This window comes from Actinomycetota bacterium (assembly GCA_023488435.1).
Lineage (GTDB): Bacteria > Actinomycetota > Coriobacteriia > Anaerosomatales > UBA912 > UBA912.
On the sequence record JAMDCK010000019.1, the window covers coordinates 46,013 to 69,301 of the forward strand.

20 protein-coding genes are annotated in these 23,289 nt (G+C 59.1%); 4 read left to right on the plus strand and 16 right to left on the minus strand.

Annotated features, from left to right (window positions below; translation table 11 throughout):
• Window positions 1-34 precede the first annotated feature (34 nt).
• The 6 genes from M1617_02235 to M1617_02260 are packed head-to-tail and all read right to left on the minus strand — an operon-like array spanning window position 35 to window position 5,388.
• A complete protein-coding gene (locus tag M1617_02235) occupies window positions 35-1,093 on the minus strand; it encodes a glutathione synthase (GenBank protein MCL5887107.1) in 1,059 nt (352 codons plus the stop codon).
• The gene (locus M1617_02240; protein ID MCL5887108.1) at window positions 1,090-1,890 is read right to left on the minus strand and encodes an N-formylglutamate amidohydrolase; all 801 of its coding nucleotides are present in this window, start codon (window positions 1,888-1,890) and stop codon (window positions 1,090-1,092) included. Before M1617_02240 ends, M1617_02235 begins: the two co-directional genes overlap by 4 nt.
• A gap of 29 nt (window positions 1,891-1,919) precedes the next feature.
• Complete coding sequence (gene pstB / locus M1617_02245) at window positions 1,920-2,708, minus strand: phosphate ABC transporter ATP-binding protein PstB (GenBank protein ID MCL5887109.1); 789 nt, start codon at window positions 2,706-2,708, stop codon at window positions 1,920-1,922.
• Complete coding sequence (gene pstA / locus M1617_02250) at window positions 2,702-3,565, minus strand: phosphate ABC transporter permease PstA (GenBank protein ID MCL5887110.1); 864 nt, start codon at window positions 3,563-3,565, stop codon at window positions 2,702-2,704. Before pstA ends, pstB begins: the two co-directional genes overlap by 7 nt.
• Window positions 3,562-4,488 (minus strand): phosphate ABC transporter permease subunit PstC, encoded by a 927-nt coding sequence (pstC, locus tag M1617_02255; protein MCL5887111.1) that lies wholly within the window; start codon window positions 4,486-4,488, stop codon window positions 3,562-3,564. Before pstC ends, pstA begins: the two co-directional genes overlap by 4 nt.
• A 12-nt stretch (window positions 4,489-4,500) precedes the next feature.
• A complete protein-coding gene (locus tag M1617_02260; protein ID MCL5887112.1) occupies window positions 4,501-5,388 on the minus strand; it encodes a phosphate ABC transporter substrate-binding protein in 888 nt (295 codons plus the stop codon).
• A 207-nt stretch (window positions 5,389-5,595) separates the two neighbouring features.
• Between M1617_02260 and M1617_02265 the strand changes: the two genes are divergently transcribed.
• On the plus strand, window positions 5,596-6,291 hold the full coding sequence (locus M1617_02265; GenBank protein MCL5887113.1) for a response regulator transcription factor: 696 nt from the start codon (window positions 5,596-5,598) through the stop codon (window positions 6,289-6,291).
• 17 nt (window positions 6,292-6,308) lie between these two features.
• Window positions 6,309-8,069: an ATP-binding protein gene (locus M1617_02270; GenBank protein MCL5887114.1), complete on the plus strand. Its 1,761-nt coding sequence runs from the start codon at window positions 6,309-6,311 to the stop codon at window positions 8,067-8,069.
• Here the strand turns inward: M1617_02270 and M1617_02275 are convergent.
• The 7 genes from M1617_02275 to M1617_02305 form a co-directional block, all read right to left on the minus strand.
• Window positions 8,052-8,780, minus strand: coding sequence for a phosphatase PAP2 family protein (locus tag M1617_02275; GenBank protein ID MCL5887115.1), 729 nt, complete (start codon window positions 8,778-8,780; stop codon window positions 8,052-8,054). The genes M1617_02270 and M1617_02275 overlap by 18 nt on opposite strands.
• A 9-nt stretch (window positions 8,781-8,789) precedes the next feature.
• Window positions 8,790-10,415: a putative manganese-dependent inorganic diphosphatase gene (locus M1617_02280; protein ID MCL5887116.1), complete on the minus strand. Its 1,626-nt coding sequence runs from the start codon at window positions 10,413-10,415 to the stop codon at window positions 8,790-8,792.
• 52 nt (window positions 10,416-10,467) lie between these two features.
• Window positions 10,468-12,639, minus strand: a complete 2,172-nt coding sequence (locus M1617_02285; protein MCL5887117.1) for a UvrD-helicase domain-containing protein — start codon at window positions 12,637-12,639, stop codon at window positions 10,468-10,470.
• 335 nt (window positions 12,640-12,974) lie between these two features.
• Window positions 12,975-13,784: a 3-deoxy-7-phosphoheptulonate synthase gene (aroF, locus tag M1617_02290; GenBank protein ID MCL5887118.1), complete on the minus strand. Its 810-nt coding sequence runs from the start codon at window positions 13,782-13,784 to the stop codon at window positions 12,975-12,977.
• The gene (locus tag M1617_02295) at window positions 13,781-14,068 is read right to left on the minus strand and encodes a chorismate mutase (protein ID MCL5887119.1); all 288 of its coding nucleotides are present in this window, start codon (window positions 14,066-14,068) and stop codon (window positions 13,781-13,783) included. Before M1617_02295 ends, aroF begins: the two co-directional genes overlap by 4 nt.
• A 12-nt stretch (window positions 14,069-14,080) precedes the next feature.
• Window positions 14,081-15,637 (minus strand): glutamine-hydrolyzing GMP synthase, encoded by a 1,557-nt coding sequence (gene guaA, locus M1617_02300; protein MCL5887120.1) that lies wholly within the window; start codon window positions 15,635-15,637, stop codon window positions 14,081-14,083.
• Between the two features lie 2 nt (window positions 15,638-15,639).
• Complete coding sequence (locus M1617_02305) at window positions 15,640-16,809, minus strand: GuaB3 family IMP dehydrogenase-related protein (GenBank protein MCL5887121.1); 1,170 nt, start codon at window positions 16,807-16,809, stop codon at window positions 15,640-15,642.
• Window positions 16,810-16,958: 149 nt separating this feature from the next.
• Between M1617_02305 and M1617_02310 the strand changes: the two genes are divergently transcribed.
• Window positions 16,959-18,626: a cell wall-binding repeat-containing protein gene (locus M1617_02310; protein ID MCL5887122.1), complete on the plus strand. Its 1,668-nt coding sequence runs from the start codon at window positions 16,959-16,961 to the stop codon at window positions 18,624-18,626.
• Window positions 18,627-18,632: 6 nt separating this feature from the next.
• On the opposite strand, the gene ychF is transcribed toward M1617_02310, so the two are convergent.
• Complete coding sequence (gene ychF, locus M1617_02315) at window positions 18,633-19,697, minus strand: redox-regulated ATPase YchF (GenBank protein MCL5887123.1); 1,065 nt, start codon at window positions 19,695-19,697, stop codon at window positions 18,633-18,635.
• 151 nt (window positions 19,698-19,848) lie between these two features.
• Between ychF and M1617_02320 the strand changes: the two genes are divergently transcribed.
• Window positions 19,849-21,000: a glycosyltransferase gene (locus tag M1617_02320; protein ID MCL5887124.1), complete on the plus strand. Its 1,152-nt coding sequence runs from the start codon at window positions 19,849-19,851 to the stop codon at window positions 20,998-21,000.
• Window positions 21,001-21,113: 113 nt separating this feature from the next.
• Here the strand turns inward: M1617_02320 and groL are convergent, their stop codons facing one another.
• Both groL and groES read right to left on the minus strand, forming a co-directional pair.
• Window positions 21,114-22,742, minus strand: coding sequence for a chaperonin GroEL (groL, locus tag M1617_02325; protein MCL5887125.1), 1,629 nt, complete (start codon window positions 22,740-22,742; stop codon window positions 21,114-21,116).
• Between the two features lie 41 nt (window positions 22,743-22,783).
• Window positions 22,784-23,077: a co-chaperone GroES gene (groES, locus tag M1617_02330; GenBank protein MCL5887126.1), complete on the minus strand. Its 294-nt coding sequence runs from the start codon at window positions 23,075-23,077 to the stop codon at window positions 22,784-22,786.
• Between the last annotated feature and the right edge of the window lie 212 nt (window positions 23,078-23,289).

The following is a 23,289-nucleotide window of genomic DNA, read 5'->3' on the forward strand; positions in this document are numbered from 1 at the left end:
TTTGCGACAGCATGCGCGGCCGGACGACCGAAACCTACATGGTAGCCATCTGGGCATTCGAGAAGCGGCGCTTGTAAGAGGTCATGTATGCGGTCTTGCGCTCAAGTGCATCTATCACCGCGTTGGAGAAGTTGACCTTCTCGAACTTCTGAGCGCTTCCGAGTCCGCCCGGCGAGAACACGTTGACCTCCATCAGCTTGTCTCCGACGATATCGAGGCCGACCAAGAACATCCCATCGGCAACAAGTTTGGGCCGAACGATCTCGGCGATCCTAAGGTGCGCTTCAGTGATCTCGGCTGGCGCGATTGCACCTCCCGCATGGACGTTTGAACGGATGTCGTCACCGGTCCTCACGCGCCGAAACGCTGCGTACTTGCCTTTGTATCGCAACGGCTGCCCGTTCATCATGAACAATCTAGTGTCGCCTTCTTCTGCGCCAGGTAGATACTCCTGTACGATCACATAGCCGTCCCGGGTAAGTGCGTCGATCATCTGATTGAGATTCCGGGTGGTTGCATGGTCGACTAGAAACACTCCTTTGCCGCCCGATCCCTGCAACGGCTTGATGATCGCTCGGCCATCCTCCTGTTTGACGAATTCCTTGATTTCATGACGATCCCGCGTAATCAAAGTACGGGGCCGGACCTCCTCCGGGAACTGCTGGAAGTACATCTTGTTCATGGCCTTGCCAAGCCCATTGGGGTCGTTCAAGACGATCACCCCGTTACGCATAGCGAGTCGGCCGAAGTCGACACCGGCGTTTTGCTTCCAGCCCTCTTCCACATCTTGTGCGGGGTCGTTCCTGAGCATCAGCACATCGAGTTCGTCGACTGTGATCCTGCGGGTCCTCGCTTTGCTCGATCGAAGTCCTGCTACGTATGGTTCGCCCGACTTGTACTTGTCCTTTGGCGCATGGCGAGCACGAGCGCGTATCTTCTCATCCGGATCGTAGGCGAAATCTCCCGGGGTCATCACCCAGGCCTCATGACCTCTGTTGATTGCGGCCATGGCCAACCTTGTGGTTGTATATCCCGCTTGTTCGGTCTCGATATCATTGACTAAGAAACCGATCTTGAGTCGATCCACGTTCATCCCTTCTTCGTTCGTACCGAGCGGCTACCGCTATGCGCATGCACGGCACGAGTGATCGAATGTGAAGCTGCTATCAGGGCCTGTCGTCGCCTCTCCAGCTCTAGCTCATCCGTCAATCCAGTCCACTCATCCATGTAGTTCTTCTTGAATTCGATCGCCAGAGCGCATCCCGCTCCCGAAAAGCCTTCGTTCACCCAGGTCGGGAAGTGCCCGCCCATGAATTTGACGTTCTCCCTTACGTCGAGATCGAGCGATGCGACTGCCTCACTGAAGGCCTGAACCACATGGCCCCATCTTGCCGAATCGACCGATCTAGTTCCTAAATTCACCTCGGGATTTCCCTCGATTTCGGCAGGGTCTCCCATTGGGCCATTGCGTCTGTGGTTATACGAATGCACATCGAACACTACGCAGTATCCGTGTGCATCTATGGTCCGCTCGATCAACTCGCGAGCGACTCGATAGAAGGCATCATAGTACTCGAGAGAGCGGGCGACTATCTCTGGCTCCAGTGGCTCGGACCATAGATCTAGCCCCCAAGAGTCTTCAGGACCCTGATAGATAGCGCGGTTTCGATCTCGGTTCAAATCGGCCTCGAACCGAGATCGCGCTGCTGTAATCGTGCTGCACCCGATGTCCATGATGCGGTCGGTGCCGGGATCTTCTTCGTACGCAAGCTCTTTGCGCTGCAACTGCACTCGACCGAGCAGCTCCTCACGCATGTATGTTCCTGCGTGAAGGGCTACCGCAATGATTGGGGTCCCGCGATCGATGACCTTCGCTACTGAGGGTTCCATGGAGTCGACTCTGTGGCTCTCTGCAGCTCTTAGCCGAAACGACCCGTGATGTACTCTTCGGTCCGCTTATCCGAAGGGTTGGTGAACATCATCCGGGTCTCGCCCATCTCGATTAGCGATGCCGGTCTTTCCATGCTGTCGCGAAGCATGAATGCGGTTTGATCGGATACGCGAGCCGCCTGCTGCATGTTGTGCGTAACGATGACGATCGTTACCGATTCCTTGAGAGTAGCGATAGTATCCTCGATCTGCTGGGTCGAGATTGGGTCAAGAGAGGATGCTGGTTCGTCCATCAAGAGCACCTCGGGATCGGTCGCCAAAGCCCTTGCGATACACAGTCTCTGCTGCTGGCCACCGGAAAGCTCGAACGCATGCTTCTTGAGCAGATCCTTGACTTCCTTCCACAGTGCAGCCCTACGCAGTGAGTCCTCGACGATCTGATCCAGTTCGGCCTTCTTCTTGACGCCATGCGTGCGCGGGCCGTAAGCAACATTGTCGTAGATGGTCATCGGGAAGGGGTTGGGCTTCTGAAAGACCTGCCCTACACGCTTTCTGAGCTCCACCGGATCGACGGCTCGACTATCATAAATGTCGACTCCATCGAGTAGCAGTTTGCCCTCGATAGTCACGTTGCCGATCTCATCGTTCATGCGGTTGAGACACCTGAGCAGCGTGGACTTCCCGCAACCGGAAGGGCCGATCAGGGCGGTCACGGATTCTGCCGGTATGTGCATGGAAACACCTGCAACAGCCGTCTCCGTGCCGTAGGTGACCGCGACATCGGTCAACTCGAATGAGCCGAGATTATTGCTTACCATCTCATCTTTCTCCTCTGATTCGATCGCCAAGTGGCGATGATCACATTCAATATGCTGATTCCAGCAACCAAGACCAGTGCTGTTCCCCAAACCATCTGCGGTGCATCTTTAGTTGCTTGGGTCGCCATGATGAACAAATGATACGGCAGCGCCATCGTCTGCGACATCGGGGATGTGGCGATAGGGGCGAAGAAGGCCACCGCTGTTAACAGGATTGGTGCCGTCTCCCCAGCAGCTCTAGAGAGCCCAAGTATCGAGCCGGTCACAATCCCTGGTGCTGCCGCTGGCAACACCACCCGGCCAATCGTTCTCAGCCTAGTAGCACCAAGCGCCAGCGAAGCCTGCCTCAAGTCGCTTGGGATCTGCCGAAGTGCCTCTTCGGTTGCCGTGATGATCACGGGCAGAGTCAGGCACGCCAGAGTTGCTGCACCCGCCAGTACGGACCGGCCCCACCCGAATACGCTCACGAACAGAGCTAGGCCGAACAATCCGTAGACCACCGACGGAACTCCAGCCATGTTGGCGATCGCCAGTCTGATGATCCTCGTTCTTCTGGTGCGAGGGGCGTATTCGGCGAGGTATATGCCCGCCATCACTCCAATAGGAATGGTGAACAGAGCGGTCCCCAGCGTAAGAAGGAATGTGCCCACTATGGCGGGCAGAATCCCGCCCTCGGTCATGAACCTTCGTGGAGGCTCGGTAATGAACTCGAGGCTCACAAAGCCGATGCCCCTGCTGAAGATATAGCCTACGAAGAGCAGTGCCACACCAAGCGAGAGAACGGCGCACGCACCAAGAACGATCTTGGCGATCATCTCGTTGGCGCGAGCGCGCTTTATCCTGGTTCTGACGTTCATCGGCGCCATCTCCTTCGCTGACGCTCAAGAACGATGTCTGCAGCAAGGTTGACAATGAAGGTCACTGCGAACAAGAAAAAGCCCATGAAGAACAGTGCCGAGAAGTGCAAGCCACCCCGAACCGTCTCGCCCATCTCGTTGGCGATGGTGCCAGGCAGGGTCCTTACCGAGACCAGTGGGTCGGTCGGTATGATGCCCGCATTTCCCGCCAGCATCAAGACGACCATCGTCTCACCGATAGCCCGACCCAAGCCGAGCATGACAGCGGCGAAGATGCCCGACGACGCCGCGGGGATTACAACCTTGTAAGTAGTTTGCCAGCGGGTATTCCCTAGTGCGGCCGAGCCCTGACGCAGCTCGTTCGGGACTGCATGGAGGGCATCCTCGGAAATCGAGATGATTGTAGGGAGGCACATGAAGCCAACCATCATCCCGGCGGTCATGGCTGTGAGCCCTGTTGCAGTTCCAAAAGTCTCCCGCACCCAGGGAGCCAGTATCGCAAGACCGATCAGCCCTAGGACCACCGAAGGGATGGCGGCCATGAACTCGATGATCGATTTAGCGATTTCCTTGACCCGTTTGCCTGTGAACTCCGAGATGAACACCGCCGACATGATCCCGAGAGGTACGGATATCGAAAGTGCTACCAAGGTCGCCCAAAGAGAGCCTGTGATCGCTGGCAAGAATCCAAACTGCTGATTCTTGGAGGTCGGGAACCAGCTTTCGCCGAACAGCATGTTGAGTACGCCAACCTCCTGCATCGCACGCATCCCACTGAGGAAAAGGAACACGGCGATGGCAGCAAGAACTATTATTGCGGTCCATCCCGAGGCGGTGATCAAAAATTTGATCAACAGTTCGACCGCCCGGGATGAGCCCGGGCGGTCGTTACGCCTCACATTTGAAATTGTGGGGTTTTTCATCAATCTCAATCTCTATTGGATCGGAACAAAGCCCTGGTCTGAAACTACTGCATCGCCAGCCTCACTCGCAACCCAATCAAGGAAGGCCTGAACGACTCCACTAGGAGCACCATTGCTGTACATGTACAGGTAACGAGAGAGAGGATAACTCTCATCCTTTGCTGTTTCAATACTTGCCAAGACACCGTCAAGCTCGAGCACCTTGGTTTCTGCCGTGGCGTAGCCCAGTCCGATGTACCCGATCGAGGCTGCATTCTGGCTTACCTCTGTGACGATTGCGCGATTCGAAGGCAGCAACATGGCTTCCTTGGCGAACTCCGCATTCTCGTCCTCAGCCGCTACAACTTCCTCCTTGAAGTACTCGTAGGTTCCGGAGGCGCTGTCGCGTGATAGAAGAACGATAGCCAAGTCGGGACCGCCGACCTCATTCCAGTTCGTGATCTCGCCTCTGTAGATGGCCCCAAGCTGCGCCATCGTGAGTCCTGTCACAGGATTGTCGGAATGGACCACGACTGCCAGTCCGTCGACAGCCACTGGGTGCTCAACAGGGGTGACATTGTTCTGACTTGCTTGGGCGATCTCATCTTCATCCATTCCACGCGAAGCGGTCGCCAAGTCGATCGTGCCACCTATCAACGCCGAGATGCCCGTTCCGGAGCCACCGCCCTTGACAGAGATGACTACGTCCGGATTGGCGATCATGAACTCCTCGGCCCAAGCCTGGGCGAGGTTGACCATCGTATCTGAGCCCTGGATGTTGATGGTTCCGGTGAGTGTCTCTCCAGCACCACCCTGATCGCCGCCCGTATCCTGCTGGGGTGCGGCACATCCAACTAGCCCCATGCTGATTGCGATCAGTGCGGCTACAAGCGCAGTGATCATGATTTTGCCGAACTTCATTGACACCCTTCCTCTCGCTGACTGTTTGATCAAGCAATGGATATCGCCAACAACATCGACCATGTTAGGTGCATCATCTGTAATAAAGGTTGCATTGATGTTAAATATCGCGCTACAGATGTAAAATGAATGTAAAGTCCGTCTGAAGTTCGTATTGCATGCGTATGATACCTCCTTGGATACACCGATCGATGCGGAGGTCAGGAATTGACGACTATCTTACTGGTGGAAGACGACCCCATCATCCGGCAGACAGTCGAATATGCTCTGCGCCGAGCAGGGTTCAATACGGTGTCGAGTGCCAATGGCCTCCAGGCGCTTGAAGTTGCTGCTACATCCAAGCCCGACCTCATACTCCTTGACTTGATGCTTCCCGGAGCTGACGGATATGTGTTCGCCCAGAGCTTCCGGGAGATAAACAAGCACACACCCATCATCATCGTGACCGCGCTGGATCAAGAGTCCGACAAGATCAAAGGACTCGATGCCGGCGCCGATGACTACATCACCAAGCCGTTCTCGATGCAAGAGCTGTTGGCTAGAGTCCGGGCAAACCTGAGGCGCACTCGTGAACAAGATGTGTTGAGCAACGAACCAATTGCCATCGGCGATCTTTCCATAGAGCCCAACCAACTCAAGGCCTCGGTGGCGGGTGTTCCGGTGAAGCTCAGGCTCAAAGAGTTCCAGCTACTTGTTACCCTCGCTTCCCATCCCGGGGTCTTGAGGACCAGACAGTTTCTTGCATCCGAAGTGTGGGGCTACGAGGCGTTGCCTACCTCAAGGACGATTGACGTGCACATTCGGCGTCTCCGTCAGGGCATTGAGGACCCCTCGCGATTCACGTACATACACACAGTCCACGGCATGGGTTATCGCTTCGAACCTATCCCCAAGGACGAATGACCCCAAGGTGGCCGCACGTGACTGAATCGCGATCTCCGCTCAAATCCGCCCTTGAGCATTGGCTAAGACCGGCTGCCATGGTTGTTGGAGTGGCAGCACTCGCCGCTCTATGGGCATGGAGCTTCTTGGCGCCGCTGGATTCGATACTGCTCGAGAGACAAGAACGCCACCTGACAGCTTTCGCTAGATCAGCAATCACCCTTCTGCAAACGGTTCCGGGTGACCCGACCGACCAGCTCTACAATCTCGTCGATCAGACCGGCTTCCGCATCGAGGTAACGAACGCCCAGGGGGAGGTGGTCTTCGACTCGATTCCGGGACAGAATCTTGCGCCCGATGCCTCCGCGGATGCCGAGATAGAAGCCGCCCTGGCTGGCAGAACAGGACGTGCGCAGCGCATCGATCGGTTGGATGGGGAGAAAAGAGCATTCTTGGCGTTACCGACCGGCCTGGATGCCGAGCGGGCCGTGGTGCGTGTATCGGAGGATCAGGGCTACTTCGGGGATATTCTCATGTCAGCAGTGCGATCAGGGCTCGTGCTTCTCACCATATTGCTCATCCTCGCCATCATCTTAGCCAGGCGGCTCGATCGAGGAATAGCCCAGCCCATATCGCGGCTAACTTCGGCCGCCCAGAAGATTGCCTCAGGTAACCTGCAGGTCGTAATCGGAAGAGAGGGCGGCTCGTTCGAACCGATGGCGATTGCCCTGGAAGCTCTGAAGGAACGCATCCGCTCCATCGAAGAGGCACACTTGGGAGAGAAACAGGACCTCCGCCGAGCACTGGATGGTTTCGACGATGCTGTATTGCTTGTAGATGCTGGCGTGATCCAGTATGCGAACTCCTCGGCGGGCAGACTGCTCGGAGCGCCTGTTTCTACACTCGTCGGCCGAACGATCGATGGCGTCGACCTGCCTGCCTCGATTGGAGCTGGGATCGGTGCGCTGGTTGACGAGAGGGTGGTCATCGAATCCGGCCCGGACCCCTCAGGCACGACGCTGAGGGCGACCGTGACACCTCTGGATGCCGAGAGCGGCTCGGGAGGCGCGTTGGTAGTCATCGGAGATGTCACCGAGCGACTCAAGACCGAGCGCCTGCGTAGAGACTTCGTGGCGAACGCCAGTCATGAGCTCAAGACCCCTGTTTCGACAATCCGATTGCTCGCAGAGTCCACTCGTGATGCGGCTCTCGATGGCGACGTGGAGCAGTCGCTGGCCTTCGCAACCCAGATTGCCGATGAATCGCACCGTCTGAGCAGGCTGGTCGTCGATCTTCTCGACCTCTCGCGACTTGAGTCGACCGATTCTGCTGGTTCTTCCTCGGATGTGAGGGAAGGAATCGCCAATGCGGTGCTCTCGCACAGAACTGCGGCAGCCCACAAGAGCCTGACTTTGCAGGTGGACGACACCGCGGTAGAGGGTGAAGACCTTTATGCGGCTGTGAATCTCACGGATCTTGCCATCGTGCTCGACAACTTACTCGACAACGCAGTCAACTACACCGCTGAAGGCGGAGCCCGTGTGCTGCTCGAAGCTGATGTCGACACCATAACCATCTCGGTCATCGACACTGGGATTGGGATCCCCGCAGAGGACCTGTCGAGGATATTCGAGCGTTTTTATCGCGTGGACAGGGCTCGCTCTAGGTCCACAGGGAGCACAGGGCTGGGTCTATCGCTCGTCCGCAACGTCGTGGAACGCAGCGGGGGATCCGTTGAGGTCGCCTCCAGCCTCGGTCACGGCTCCACCTTCGTGGTTCGTCTACCGAGAGCCCGCTGAGCCGCGGCCACTCGGATTCTTTGCGTCGCCCACGGACCTACGCTTTTGGCCGTTGGAGTAGAACGCGAAGTACCCTGCCACGCAAAGCGGCATCCAGGCAATCGCGAGAATCCAGGCGGCAACTACATCCCCGATCCAGTTGACACCCAGGTAAACGACTGAGTACCCAACCAGGACGGGCACGCTGAGACAGGCAGCCCCTAGCCCGACCCTCGATGCCATTCCTCGTGCGCCGAAGACGACAATGAACGCGACGATGCCGAATAGCAGAAGAGTTGAAAGCGCATGCATCGACGGCAGGCCATACGGCCCTGCGACTACTATCTTGGCAAACTCCTCGGACGGTCTATCCCTTTGGAGGAGGTCCCCAAGGATCATCCCGACAATAGAGCCACCGGCGACCGTCAGCACTACCAGTCCCGCTTCGACGAAGCGCCTGCGCCAGATGAGCATCAAGGCGACTGCCAGCACCAGAATGGCGACCACGATGGCGTCCCCAGCTAGGCTGATCGCCCTGAAGACCTGATCGGCTATGGGCGAATCCACTTCTCGGATCATCGCAGATAGGCGCCTGTCAGCGAAAGCTAAAGGCGAATAGAAGATCAGGGCCGTCACTAGCGCCGAAAACCCTACAAGCGCCAGCCCGAAAGCAACGACGAGCACGCCTGCCCTCGGATCACGCCTCCATGAATCGGGCCTCTGAACTCGCATCGACAGCTCCTAGCTGTTGGCCGCGTCGAGCAACCTCTCGGCGATCTGCTTCTTGCGTGACAGCAGGCCGTCGATCCACACTGAGCCCTCGCTGAAGGAAACGCCTAGTGCGCGCTCGGCAAGGCGGATCCGGCCTACGGCCATCACCTCACTGCCCTCTTGGATCACGTCGGTGATCATCATCAGCACCAGATCGTAGCCCTGGAACTCGCGTAGCCTCTCCATCGCAGCCCGGATGTCTTTCGCATTGCTCATCACATTTGGCAGATCCGCAGTCTCCATCTGACTGATAGCGATACGGCTATCCCCGATTCTGTACTCCTTCAAGTCGGCGGTCACGGCCCTCTCTGCCGAGAAGGGCATGCTCGAATCCCGGGACTTGAGCACCTCGATGCCGAACTCCATCGGGTGCACGCCAAGGATATCGGCGAGCCGAGAAGCCACCTGGCGATCGACCTCGGTAGCAGTGGGCGACTTGAGCAACACGGTGTCGGTCATGACCGCGGATAGCATCAGTGCCGCCATCTGCTCCGTCGGCTTCACCCCCAGATGCTCGTAGCGAAGTGCGACTATGGTGGCAGTGGAGCCCACCGGCATGTTCATGAATAGGATTGGTCCCGAAGTCTGCACGTCACCGACGCGGTGGTGGTCGATGATCTCGAGCACCGCAGCCTCTTCGATACCGGGCGCGGATTGAGACATCTCATTGTGGTCCACGAGTATGACCGGCCGCCGAAGGCCCCGTGCAACGTTGGTCCTAGTCACCATCCCCGAAAGACGACCCTCCGAGTCGACCACAACCAGCGCCCTGTTCGCACTCACGAGAATGTCCTCGGCGACCTCGCTCAGCAGGACATCCGGTTCCGCAAATGGCACCGATGTCTCCATGTGGTCGCGAACCGAGTGCGAGAGGTTGACGAGCCTCGCAGTCGCGAAAGTGTCGTGATAAGTGGATATGATTGCCGCGCCGTTCTGCTCAGCTAGTTCGACCACGTGGTCATCAGGCCTGGCGCCGCCCGTAAGGATCAGGCAAGCCACCCCTGCGTCCAGAGCCATCGGCTGAGTCCGCTTCCTGTCTCCAACGATCAAGGTGTCGCCAGGCGCGATATACCCCAGCATCGTGGTTGGCTCCATCGCACCGATAAGGACGTTACCGGTCAGTTCGCGGTCCGGGTCGCCAAGTAGCAAGTTGCCATGGATCGCACCGGCCAGGTCGCCAACCGTCACATGCCGAGTAAGGAACCCGCGTATCTCGATCTCCTCAAGATACATCTCGGCGAGTCGCGCTTGGGTCACAAGACCTCTCACGAAACCGCCCTCCAGCACAGGCAGCACGCGCACTTGGTGCTCGCGCATGAGTCGGCCTACCTCGAGCATCGTCTGGTCGGCGCACACTGTGACGACATCTGCGACCATTACGTCTCGAACGCGCGTGCGCACATGCGCAATCTCAATCGGAACCGAGACGCCGTAGCGTTCGAAAAGCCATGTGGTCTCCGAGGGCATCGGTCCGAGTCGGGCCGGGATGTAGATGTTATCGGGGTCGCTGACATTCTTGAGGTGGGCATAAGCCACCGCCGAACATATCGAGTCGTTATCCGGCCTCAGATGTCCGAAGACCATTATCGGACCCATAGCACGCACCTCCACATCCAGGCTTTGCTTCTTGCAACATCACTCGGCACCATCATGACGCAAGCTTCCTCAGTGGTGCAAAGCCCGTCATCAGATTCTTGACGCCTTTCGAGCCGAAATCAACCGTCACGCGATCCTTCGAGACTTGCTTGACGACGCCAATCCCAAAGACCTTGTGCTCAACCCGGTCGCCCGCCTGGAACACGACGTTAGTTGAGACGCCAACGGTAGGCTTTGCCGACACAGCCCCCGAGGAGAAGCTTCGTGTGCGCACCGGCGCATCCGCCTTCAGGCACTCCCGCGGTATCTCGGCGATGAATCGGCTGGGAGGGTTGCTCCTGGTGGAGCCGAAAAGCGACCTGTTGCGCGCATGGGTCAAGTAGAGACGCTCCCGCGCTCGCGTGATGGCGACGTAAGCGAGACGTCGCTCCTCTTCCAAGCCAGCCGGGTCGAAGATGGAGTTCACATGCGGGAACAGGGTGTCCTCCAGTCCTGCGATGAAGACCACCGGGAACTCAAGGCCCTTGGCGGTGTGGACCGTCATCAGCGTCACCGTCTCCTGGTCCCCGCTCATCGAATCCAGGTCGCTTCGAAGTGCAAGCCACTCGACGAAGTCGGCCAGCTGGGTGGCGATGTCTGCCCCATCCTCCGGTGATTGCGGGTGTGCAACCGAGTACTCCTCGGCCACTCCGAAGAACTCTCGGATGTTCTCTGCTCTGCCCGAAGACTCAACTGTGCCCTCGTTGGCGAGCTCCTGAAGGAGTCCTGTCCTGTCGATGATCTTCTCTACCTGGTCCCGTAGGCAATGCTCGTTCATAGCGCGGATCTCATCGATCAGCTCGACGAAAGGTCGCACCTTCGCCGCAGGACCAGTGCCGAAATCTCCGGCAGCAAAGCGGCGTAGCGTTGTCTCAAACGGTTCCGCGTCATCCATCGATATCTGCGCGATGCGGTCGACGGTCGTCTTGCCTATCCCCCGCCTGGGCCTGTTGATGATGCGCTGAATGGAAATGGCATCGAGCGGGTTTATGAGGATCTTGAGATATGCCATGACATCCCGGACCTCAGCGCGATCGAAGTACCTGGTCCCTCCGACGATCTGATATGGGATGCCCTCCCTCAGCAATGCATCTTCAAGGGTCCGGCTTTGTGCATTGGTGCGGTAAAAAACCGCGAAGTCCGAATATCCATGACCTTCCGAGAGCCTGAGCCGCTCGATTTCGCGTGCGATGAAGCGGGCCTCATCCCTCTCATCATCCGCCTTGTAGGAAGTCACGGCCTCTCCGCCGGCATTCGCTGTCCAAAGCGTCTTGGTCTTGCGTCCGAGGTTGTTCGCAACCACAGCGTTGGCCGCTGCCAGGATCGTTGCGGTCGATCGATAGTTCTGCTCGAGGCGGATGACGTTGGTTTCCGGATAATCCTGTTCGAAATCGAGGATGTTCCTGATATCCGCACCGCGCCACGAGTAGATCGACTGGTCGTCGTCTCCCACCACCATCAAGTTGCGATGGCGCTCTGCCAGCAGCTTGACGATGCGATATTGCGCATGGTTGGTGTCCTGATACTCGTCCACCAACACGTAGCGAAATCTAGACTGATAGCGATCGAGGACATCAGGATGATCGGCAAGCAGCCTGTGTGCTTCGACCAGAAGATCATCGAAGTCCATCGCATTGGACTCTTTGAGTCGCCGTTGATACAGCGGGAACACCCGCGCAGCAGCTTTGTCCATTGGGGTGATTGCCGAGGCAGCGAACTCCTCAGGATCGATAAGCTCATTCTTCGCCGAGGAGGTTCTATTTGCTACGCCGGCGACAGGGTAGCGCTTCTCGTCTACCTCGGCTTGTGTCATCGCGGCCTTGAACAGTCGCTTCGAGTCATCGGCGTCGTAAATGGTGAACCTGCTGGTGTATCCAACCCGTTCGGCGTCGATGCGCAGCATCCTCACGCACATCGCGTGGAAGGTCATCACCCACATGTTTCTGGAGTTCAGACCGCAGATGGCCCCTAGGCGCGCTTTCATCTCAGCGGCGGCCTTGTTGGTGAAAGTGATCGCAATAATCTCTTCCGGAGAAGCCTTTCCTGAGCTGACGATATGCGCGATGCGATGCGTCAGCACCTTCGTCTTGCCTGACCCGGCCCCAGCCAATACCAATAGAGGGCCATCGGTGCTGTTGACAGCGTCGGCCTGCGCAGGATTGAGATTGGGGGTCGTTTCGGTCATGGGGGTCAAGTCTACACCCGCAGACGGTCCACAGACAGGGTTGAATCTTCCATCAGGATATGTTCCTACTTTACGAACTTGATCATGGAGAAGGAATCGCTCGAGTTGCTAAGACATTTATCGTGGATCGCGCAGCGCTTACCTTGGATATGCTGGATGTTGCCGCACTTGTCGCAGACGGGGTCCTTGCACACACTGCACTCCCCGATGCGAACGGCTTCTGGCGCACCACATTGTAAGCAGAAGCGTATCGGAGAGTGAATCACCTTCTGCACCCCATACGATGCCTCTTCTACCCGAGTTCCCTATCCTTCAGCAGGGCGATGCGAGTCTTTTTATGCGAGCGAACGCCCAACCGCCTGCGCCACCGGTCTTAATTCGACAATCAGGTTCCTTAATCCTTCAAGATCCAATGATTGCGCTCCGTCACACAAAGCTTCACGCGGGTTGGGGTGGACCTCGACCATCAAGCCGTCTGCCCCAACCGCGACAGCAGCCCTAGAAATGGCCGGCACCAGATCTGCCGAACCGGTCGGGTGCGAGACATCCACGATGATCGGGAGCAATGACAACTTCTTGACGACTGGAACCGCCGTGATATCCAAGGTGAACCGCGTGGCGGTCTCGAACGTACGGATGCCGCGCTCGCAAAGGATGACATTCTCGTTGCCTTGCATGGTGATGTAGTTGCTGGCCTGCAGCCACTCCTCGATAGTGGCGGCCATCCCCCGCTTGAAGACGACCGGCCGATGCGACTGTGCTGTCACCTCGCCGATCTTCTTGAGCAGGCTGAAGTTAGCCATGTTCCGTGTCCCGACCTGCAGGATGTCGGAGTACTCGTCTATCAGTTTCACGTGCGCCGAGTCGGTGACCTCAGTGACTACGAGCAGGCCGAATTCGTCGGCGACTTCTCTCAGTATCTCCAGGCCCTTTTGCTCAAGTCCTTGGAACGAGAATGGGGATGATCTGGGCTTGAAAGCGCCACCCCTCATGACGCGAACGCCTTGATCAACCAGCGTCGCGGCCACTTGGCGCATCTGCTCCTTGCTCTCGACAGAGCATGGGCCAGCTATGATGGTGACGCCTGCATCTCGGCGCACGGCGTCGATGGCGGCAGGGAGGTTCTTGGTGTTGTCGGGCGTCATCGATCCCTCAGCTCCTTCATGACATGAAGGATGGACTCGTATATCTCGCGAAGATTCTCGGTGTATAGCGGTCCGGTGTTGCACTTGGTCACGTTGATGAATATCTCTTCTTCCCGCTTCGGGTCGTACAGGCCCATTTGCACCTGTGGCTTGAGTTCCCTGATAGCGAGGGACTCCGCCGCCCGCTCATTGAGTAGCCGCACAATCTGACAATCGATCTCATCGATTCTGCTCCTGTGCAACGAGATCTGCTCGGTGGCGTTGCTGTCATCGGATGTCGTCATCGGGCACCTCCTTCATTCCCACTCTATAGTTCCCGGCGGTTTGCTAGTCACATCATACGCAACCCTATTGATGCCATCGACCTCATTGATGATGCGGTTGCTCATCTTGGCCAGCAAATCGTGAGGGAGTCGCGCCCAGTCGGCGGTCATGGCATCAACGGAGGACACGGCCCTGATGATGATCGGCCTTCCGTATGTCCTTTCGTCGCCCATGACCCCTACGCTGCGGATATCGGGAAGTACGCCGAAATACTGCCAGACGCTCCTCTCCGTGTCCCAGGCACCAATCTCCTCGCGGATGATCGCATCAGCGGCTCTCAAAGTTTCAAGCTTCTCACCGGTGATCTCACCGATGATCCTCACGCCGAGACCCGGACCCGGGAACGGCTGCCTGTGGACGATCTCATCGGGCAGCCCTATTTCGGAACCGACAGCCCTGACCTCGTCTTTGAAGAGCGCCTTCAGCGGCTCGATGAGCTCGAAGTGGACTCCTTCGGGGAACGGTATCAGGTTGTGATGGCTCTTGATCTTGGCCGCCGTCTTGTTTCCTGACTCTATCACGTCTGGATATAGGGTGCCTTGAGCCAGCCAGCGAACACCTTGCAGTGCCGCAGCTTGCTCGAAGAACACCTTCCAGAACTCCTCGCCGATGAGACGCCGCTTCTCTTCTGGGTCGGTGACGCCTTCGAGTACCTTGAGGTAGCGGTCGGCAGCATCGACCCGGATCAGGTCGACGTGGAACTGCCCGCGGAACACGCGCACGACATCCTCGGCCTCGCCCTCCCGCATCATGCCGTGATCGACGAAAACGCATGTCAGGCGATCACCTATCGCTTTGTGGAGCAGTGCAGCCACCACACTGGAGTCCACGCCACCCGAAAGGCCGCAGATGACTCTGTCGTCGCCGACCATCTCGCGGACCCGCTCGACGGTCTCGTCGATGATGTTGAACGTGGTCCAGCCAGGAGGAATCCCCGCTATCTCATAGAGGAAATTCTTGATCATCGCCTGTCCGAAGTCAGTGTGTGCGACCTCGGGGTGGAACTGCGTGGCGTAAAGGTTGCGTGCGGGATCCTCGAACGAGGCGATTCCCGTTATAGGAGTGCACGAGGTGATTGTGAATCCGGATGGCGGCGAAACGACAGAATCCCTATGACTCATCCAGCACTGCGACAGAGCCGGAACACCACGGAATAGTCGGCTCTCGGCATCGGTCACTCGCAGCTCTGCCGAGCCGTACTCCCCGACCTCCGCGACTGCTATCTCGCCGCCGAGGTGAAGCGCCATCTCCTGGAACCCGTAACAGAAACCGAGTACCGGTATCCCCAGACCGAGCAGCTCCGGGTCCATGTGCGGCGAATCCTCGGCATAAACGCTCGCGGGGCCGCCGGAGAGTATGAGGGCCGCAGGCTTGCGATCCCGCACTTCTGCGGCGGTGATTTCGTGGCTGACGATCTCGCTGTAGACCCGCGCCTCTCGCACTCGCCGTGCGATGAGCTGCGCGTACTGTGCGCCGAAGTCGAGTACGAGTACCGTGGGTTGCTGCTCGTGATAGGAAGTCTCGGTCATCGCTAGCACATACCGACGCCCTGCGCCTGCTGAAGCGTCTTGCCTTCAGTCTGGAGCGCTGGGGCAACCATGACCTCGGCCTTCTGGAAGGCTTTGAGGTTCTCATAACCGCACGTAGCCAGGGAGGTACGCAGTCCTCCGCACAGGTTCATGGTGCCGTCGTTGTCGTGTGCGGGGCCGAGCAGGATCTCCTCGAGCGAGCCTTTGATGCCGGCGCGCACGCGAGTGCCACGCGGCAGGTCGGGGTGGAAGGTCGCCATACCCCAGTGAGTGCCGCGACCCGGAGCCTCTGAAGCGGCCGCCAGGGGCGAACCGATCATGACCGCATCAGCCCCGACAGCGATCGCCTTCGAGATGTCGCCACCTGTCCGCATACCGCCATCAGCGATGACGTGGGTGTAGACGCCGGTCTCTTCGAGGAATCGCGTCCTGGCAGCAGCGGCATCGGCGATGGCAGTGCACTGAGGAACGCCGATTCCAAGAACCGCTCTTGTGGTGCATGCGTGTCCCGGGCCCACTCCAACAAGTACGCCGACGGCTCCGGCCCTCATCAGATGCAGCGCGCCCTGGTAGCTGCAGCACCCACCGATGATGCACGGAATGCCCAGCTCGCGAACGAAGGTGTTGAGGTCAAGGGGCTGGTCGTAGCTGGACTTGTGCTCTGCCGAGACGACCGTTCCCTGGATCACCAGGATGTCAAGTCCGCCCTCAAGAGCGGCACCGATGTAGCGTTCCACGTTCTGGGGCGTCAGCGATCCAGCAGCAAGGGCCCCGCCTTCTTTGATCTCGCGGATCCGTTGGGTGATCAGGTGTTCCTTGACAGGCTCCCGATAGATCTCCTGCATCTTGTGGGTGGCCTCTTCCTTGGTGAACGAAGCGATCGCATCAAGAAGCGGCGCTGGGTCCTCATAGCGAGTCTGAATGCCTTCTAGATTCAGCACGGCCAGCCCACCCTTTCGGCCCATGTTCACCGCGAATGGCACATCCACGACGCCATCCATCGCCGAAGCCAAGACGGGCAACTCGAAGCGGTACTCTCTTCCTCGGAAGGTGAACGTCCATGAGATGTCGACATCGCGAGGGTCTCTCGTGCGACGCGATGGCACTATAGCGATGTCGTTGAATCCATAGGCCCTGCGCCCGGTCTTGCCACGCCCGATCTCGATCTCCATATATGAAACGCCTCCTCGCTGAGTGCCACGGTCTTGGTATTCTATGCCTTTTTGGGACAGGATTGAACCTTCTTAGCTATAATCTTAAAGTCGAAAGGCGTTAGAGCCGAACATTCACAATATAGCCGCCGAGAGGTCGTTTTGTAGCCATGCATCCCACCACCAGACTTCGTACGTCGCTGATCGCGCTCTTCGCCGCAGCATTATTCCTCTTCGCCCCGCCTTACCATGCTGCCGAAGCATCCACCCCTGCGGGTCGCGTGTTCCTCGACCCTGGCCACGGCGGGCGGTGGCCGGGAGCGGTCTACGGAGGTATCCGAGAAGCGGATCTCGCCCTCGTCTACGCCCTTGAGATCCAGCGCAACCTGAGAGTTCAAGGCCACTCGACCATGCTCAGCCGAACATCCAATGTGAACGTAGGCAACGTCGATATACCTACCTGGAGTACATCGGGAACCTATGCCGCGGTCGGTGGATTCACCCTCGCAGATGACCTGCAAGCCAGATGCAACTTAGCGAACGCCTGGGGAGCGGACGTCTTCGTCTCGATACACGCCAACGCGGCGGTGTCCTCGGCGGCCAACGGGGCTGAGACCTTCTGGCGCAACACCGGAAGCATGACGGACAGACAGCTATCCAGACGTCTGGCCGATCTGATACAGCAAGAATACATCTTGGAGACGGGACTCGTGGACCGCGGAGTCAAGGAGGATTCGTTCTACGTGCTTCGCTGGTCGAACATGCCTGCCGTGCTTGTGGAGACCGGCTTTATGAGCAATCCCACAGAGCTTCAGCGGCTCATCAACCCAACATTCCAGAGGGACGCTTCAGCAGCTGTGGCAAGAGGGATAGACCGCTTCCTTCGCTCTAACCCATTCCGGTCGATCTACCCGCGCCTCGCTGGATCCGATCGGTTCGCGACTGCGGCTGCGGTTGCCGGCTCCCGATGGCCTACGACCGCTGAGACTGTGATCTTAGCCTCTGGAGCGGACTGGCCTGACGCGATGGTCGGATCCACCCTGTCTCGGAGAATGAACGCCCCCATGCTTCTGGTGGGTGGCGATGCGATCACCGAGGAGACACGGGCGCGTATCGCCAGATTGCGGCCTTCGAGGATCGTCGTCCTCGGAGGCGAGGCGGCAGTGAGTCCTGGAGCGGTCAACAGTGCGGTTAGCGCAACGGGTCGAGCGGCGGGCTCGGTAACCGTAGAGCGCATCGCTGGCGACGACCGGTTCTCAACGGCGGCCCAGATCGCTACCCGGGTCGGCGTGCCTGCCGACGGCAGGGTGTTCGTGGTCTCAGGTGCGAACTTCCCTGATGCGCTGTCGGTAGGATCCTACGCCGGAGCTCTAGGCGCCCCGATCCTGCTGGCCGATCGGGGCGTAATCCCGACGGAGACACTCTCGTTGCTGACAGCGAACAACACAGCAATCCAGCGGATCGAAGTCATCGGCGGCACGGGCGCCATCGGACCGGAGATCGAGGCGCAGTTGCGAACCTTCGGCACTGTAAGACGCATCGCTGGCGCGGATCGGTTCCGGACCAACGTCGCTGTCATCCGAGCATTCATGGGGACCGCAGCGGTAAGTCCGCTCGTAGCCAACGCCGACGCCTTCCCTGATGCTCTGAGTGCGTCAACGATCGCAGCAGCTGGGAGCCGACCTGTCGTACTGGTCAGGCAGCGCAACCTCCCGGCCCCAACCCGCGAGTTCCTCTTCCACCACCGTTCGAGGCTGACCACCCCTACAGTCGTTGGGGGAACCGGAGCCGTATCCTCGCAGATGGAGTGGATGATACAGAAAGGCTTCGGCAGATAGCGCTCGCTAGACGTTGAACCTGAAGTGGATGACGTCCCCGTCCGCGACGACATACTCCTTGCCTTCGATGCGCAGTTTTCCCGCCTCACGCGCTGGCTTCTCTCCGCCGAGGGCGACGTAGTCGGCGTAGCCCACGACCTCAGCTTTGATGAAGCCCCGCTCGAAGTCGGAGTGTATCGCTCCGGCAGCCTGAGGAGCTTTCGAGCCGATCGGAGTCGTCCACGCACGGACCTCCTTCTCGCCTGCAGTGAAGAAGCTGTGCAGGCCTAGGAGGCGATAGGCCTCTCGGATCAGCGTGTCCAGGCCGGGTTCCGACAGACCTATGGCTTCGAGGTACTCCGTTGCGGTCTCGGCATCCATCTCGGCGAGTTCGGCCTCGACCTTGCCGCAGATCGCGATGGGGGTGACGCCGCCGATGGGCGCAATGGTGTCTCCCAGCGCACTCTCGTCCACGTTGGCGACGTAGAGGTGCGGCTTTGCGGTGAGCAGGTGTAAGTCGCGGATGGATTCGCGCTCCTCGGCGGTCATCTCGAGTGTCCGGGCCGGCATGCCCGAGTCGAGCCAGGCCGAGAGCCTTCGGATCAACTCCACCATGCCGAGAAGGGCCTTGTCCTTCTTCGCTTCCTTCTCGAGTCTTACAAGCGCCTTCTCAGTGGTTGCGACGTCTGCCAAGACGAGCTCCATCTTGATGACTTCTGCGTCGGTAATCGGATCGACGCGCCCGTCAACGTGGATGACGTCGGGGTCGGTGAAGTGGCGGACCACCTCGCAGATCGCATCGGTCTCGCGGATGTGCGCCAGGAAGCGGTTGCCCAGCCCCTCGCCTTCGCTAGCCCCTTGGACGAGCCCTGCGATGTCAACGAACTCAACTGTCGCTGGAACGACCTCTTGAGGCTGCACGATCTTGGCGAGTGCCGCCAGGCGGGCGTCGGGGACGGGCACCACACCGACGTTCGGGTCGATCGTGGCAAAGGGGTAATTGGCAGCGAGGCCGGTCTTGCGGGTGAGTGCCGTGAAGAGGGTCGACTTGCCTACGTTCGGCAGGCCGACTATGCCTATGGAAAGGGACATACTGGTTCGCTTCTCCGATCATGATGCTGGGGTGCGTTTCGGGCCAGGTGCGCTTTAGACTCTGGTACTCTACTCGATAGTCGGCCCGGTCGCTACCCTGCGCGGTCCCGACCTGCCAGCTGCACTACGACTGGAAACGAGGTGCCTGCCCGTGCGCATCGGGATGTTCGCAGATATGTACAAGCCTCACGTCAGCGGGGTCACCAACTACATCAGCATGTACAAGACCCGGTTTGAACAGCTCGGACACGAAGTCTACGTCTTCACCTACGGCAACCGTTCGTACACGGATGAGGAAGTCAACGTGATCCGCTCCCCCGCAATCGCATGGGGGAACACGGGATGGCAGATGGGACTGTCCTTGTCGCAAGAGGCCAAGAAGCTCATCCCGACCATGGATGTTGCGCACATCCATCATCCCTTCCTCTCGGGCAGAGTCGCGATACGCGAGTGCGGACCGCATAGAATCCCACTTGTGTTCACGAACCACTCTCGGTACGACATCTTCGCAGACGAATACGCCGCCTTCCTCCCCCGGAACATGCGAATGGCATTCCTCAGGTCCTACCTGGGCGCCTTCGCAAAGAAGATGGACATGTACCTGGCTCCATCGGCGGGAATCATCGAATGGCTACATGAGATGGGCATCGACGAGAACGTCCACCTGCACAACAATGTCATCGACACCCCGGCCTTCCTGCACCCTCAAAACCCCAGACAACGCTCGGAGTTCGGCTGGACGAGCCATGAGATTGTGTTCTGTCACCTTGGCAGGTTCGCTGCGGAGAAGAACATCGATGTGCTGCTCGAGTCCTACGTGACGCTCGCACGGCAGGAGCCTAGGTCGCGATTGTTGCTCATCGGCGACGGCCCTAGGCGCGCCGACATGGATGCAAAGCTACGGGAGTGCGGGATTATCGACAACGTGCACTTCGCAGGCAGCACGCCGTACTCCGAGGTCCCCGGGCTGCTCGGAATCGCCGACGTGTTCGTGACCGCCTCGGTATCCGAGACCTTCCCGCTCGTGCTGATGGAGGCCGCTGCGGCAGGCCTCGCGCTTGTCGGCGTAAGCTCGCCGGGTGTAAGCGACATCATCATCGATGGGGAGACCGGCTTTCTCGCCACGAACTCCGCCGCTGATCTTGCCGAGAAGCTCGGTCGGCTCGCGAGCGACGACTCGCTGCGCCAGCGGATGAAGGCCGCCGCCCGACAGTCGGCTGAGCGCTTCGATATCAAGCCGATGGCCGACAAGCTGCTATCGCACTACGAGGCGCACATCGCCTCGCGAAGGTCCGCTTCCTGATTGCGACTGCGGTCGCGTCTCCGGTCGCATTCGCCTGCAATGACGACGGCCCCTTGGCGATGAAGCCTCGGGGCCGTCTCCAAATGCCTGGTCCTCTTTGCGGGGAGGGCAGCTTACATCATGCCGCCCATGCCGCCCATGCCGGGCATACCGCCGCCGCCGCCGTCATCCTTCGACGGAGTGTCGGACACGGCAGCCTCGGTGATGAGGATCAGCGCAGCGATCGAAGCTGCGTTCTGAAGCGCCGAGCGGGTGACCATGACGGGGTCGATGACGCCCATCTTGAGCAGATCGCCGTACTCGCCGTTCATGGCGTTCAGGCCCTCGCCCTTGCCCAGGGTCTTGACCTTCTCGACCACGACGGAGCCTTCGAAGCCGGCGTTGTTCGCGATGGTCCTCAAAGGCTCGGTGAGCGCCTTGCGGATGATCGCTACACCGATCATCTCCTCGGCAGGAAGATCGAGCGAGTCGAGCGACGGCAGAGCGTCGACCAAGGCCACGCCACCACCGGCGACGATTCCCTCTTCGACAGCAGCGCGGGTCGCCTGCAGGGCGTCCTCGATTCGGTGCTTCTTCTCCTTGAGCTCGACCTCGGTGGCTGCGCCAACCTTGATGACGGCCACGCCGCCGGAGAGCTTGGCGAGGCGCTCCTGGAGCTTCTCGCGATCGAAGTCCGAGTCGGAGTTCTCGATCTCAGCCCTGATCTGGTTGACCCTGGCCTTGATGGCGTCCTCGGTGCCGGCACCGTCGATGATGGTGGTGGCTTCCTTGGAGACCTTGACGGTCTTGGCACGGCCGAGCATCTCCATCGAGGCGCCATCGAGCTTGATGCCGAGCTCCTCGGAGATTACCTGACCGCCGGTGACGACAGCGATGTCCTCAAGCATGCGCTTGCGGCGATCGCCGAATCCGGGGGCCTTGACTGCGACGCAGGTGAACGTGCCGCGCAGCTTGTTGACCACGAGTGTGGCGAGAGCCTCGCCCTCGACATCCTCGGCGATGATCAGCAGGGTCTTGCCGGCCTGGATGACCTTCTCGAGGATCGGAAGGAGCTCCTGGACGTTGCCGACCTTCTGGTTGGCGATCAGGATGAACGGATCGTTGAGCACGGCTTCCATGCGATCGGGATCGGTGATCATGTACGGCGAGATGTAGCCCTTGTCGAACTGCATACCCTCGACGGTCTCGATGTCGATGCCGAAGGTCTGCGACTCCTCGACGGTGATGACGCCGTCCTTACCGACGACCTCCATGGCCTCGGCGATCTTGTTGCCGATGTTCTCATCAGCTGCCGAGATGGACCCTACGTGGGCGATCTCTTCCTTGTCCTCAATCTCCTTGGCGTTGGCCTTGATGGCCTCGACAACGGCGTCGACGGACTTCTCGATGCCGCGCTTGATCGCGAGCGGGTTGGCACCGGCAGCGACGTTGCGCAGGCCCTCGCGGACGATGACCTGGGCGAGCAACGTGGCGGTGGTGGTTCCGTCGCCGGCGACGTCGTTGGTCTTGGTGGCGACTTCCTTCACGAGCTGTGCGCCCATGTTCTCCAGCGGATCCTCAAGGTCGATCTCCTTGGCGATGGTCACACCATCGTTGGTGATGGTCGGAGCGCCGAACTTCTTCTCCAACACCACGTAGCGACCCTTGGGGCCGAGGGTCACTTTGACCGCATCGGCGAGCTGGTTGACTCCTGCTTCGAGACCGCGCCTGGCGGCCTCGTCAAAACGGATATCCTTAGCCATCTAAGGTATCTCCTCCTTCACTGGTTGGTGGAAAAGACAGACTAATCGACGACGACCGCAATGATGTCACGCTCTGCATCGAGGATCTTGTACTCGACGCTGTCGATCTTGACCTCGCTACCGCCGTACTTGCTGAAGATGACCGTGTCGCCGACTTTGACATCGATAGCGACCCTGGTTCCGTCATCCTTGAGCTTGCCCTCGCCGACGGCGACGACTTCCCCGCGCTGGGGCTTCTCCTTGGCGGTGTCGGGGATGAATAGACCGCTCTGGGTCTTCTCCTCGGCTTCCGCCGGCTTGACGATCACGCGATCGCCCAACGGCCTCAAATTCATGTGCTGCCCTCCTGTTTTCGAAACGCGGACACGGACCTTCTCTGTGGTGCGATGCCGACCGGTTCGCCGCATAGGGCTTCAGGGCCTGCTTCGGGTATATTCCCGTTTCGCACCCGCATGAGACAAGTTTCTAGCACTCAGATTCGAAGAGTGCTAGGCAGAGATGATTCTACCTGCCGAGGCAACATCGTTCAATAGCTTTTACCTGCGAC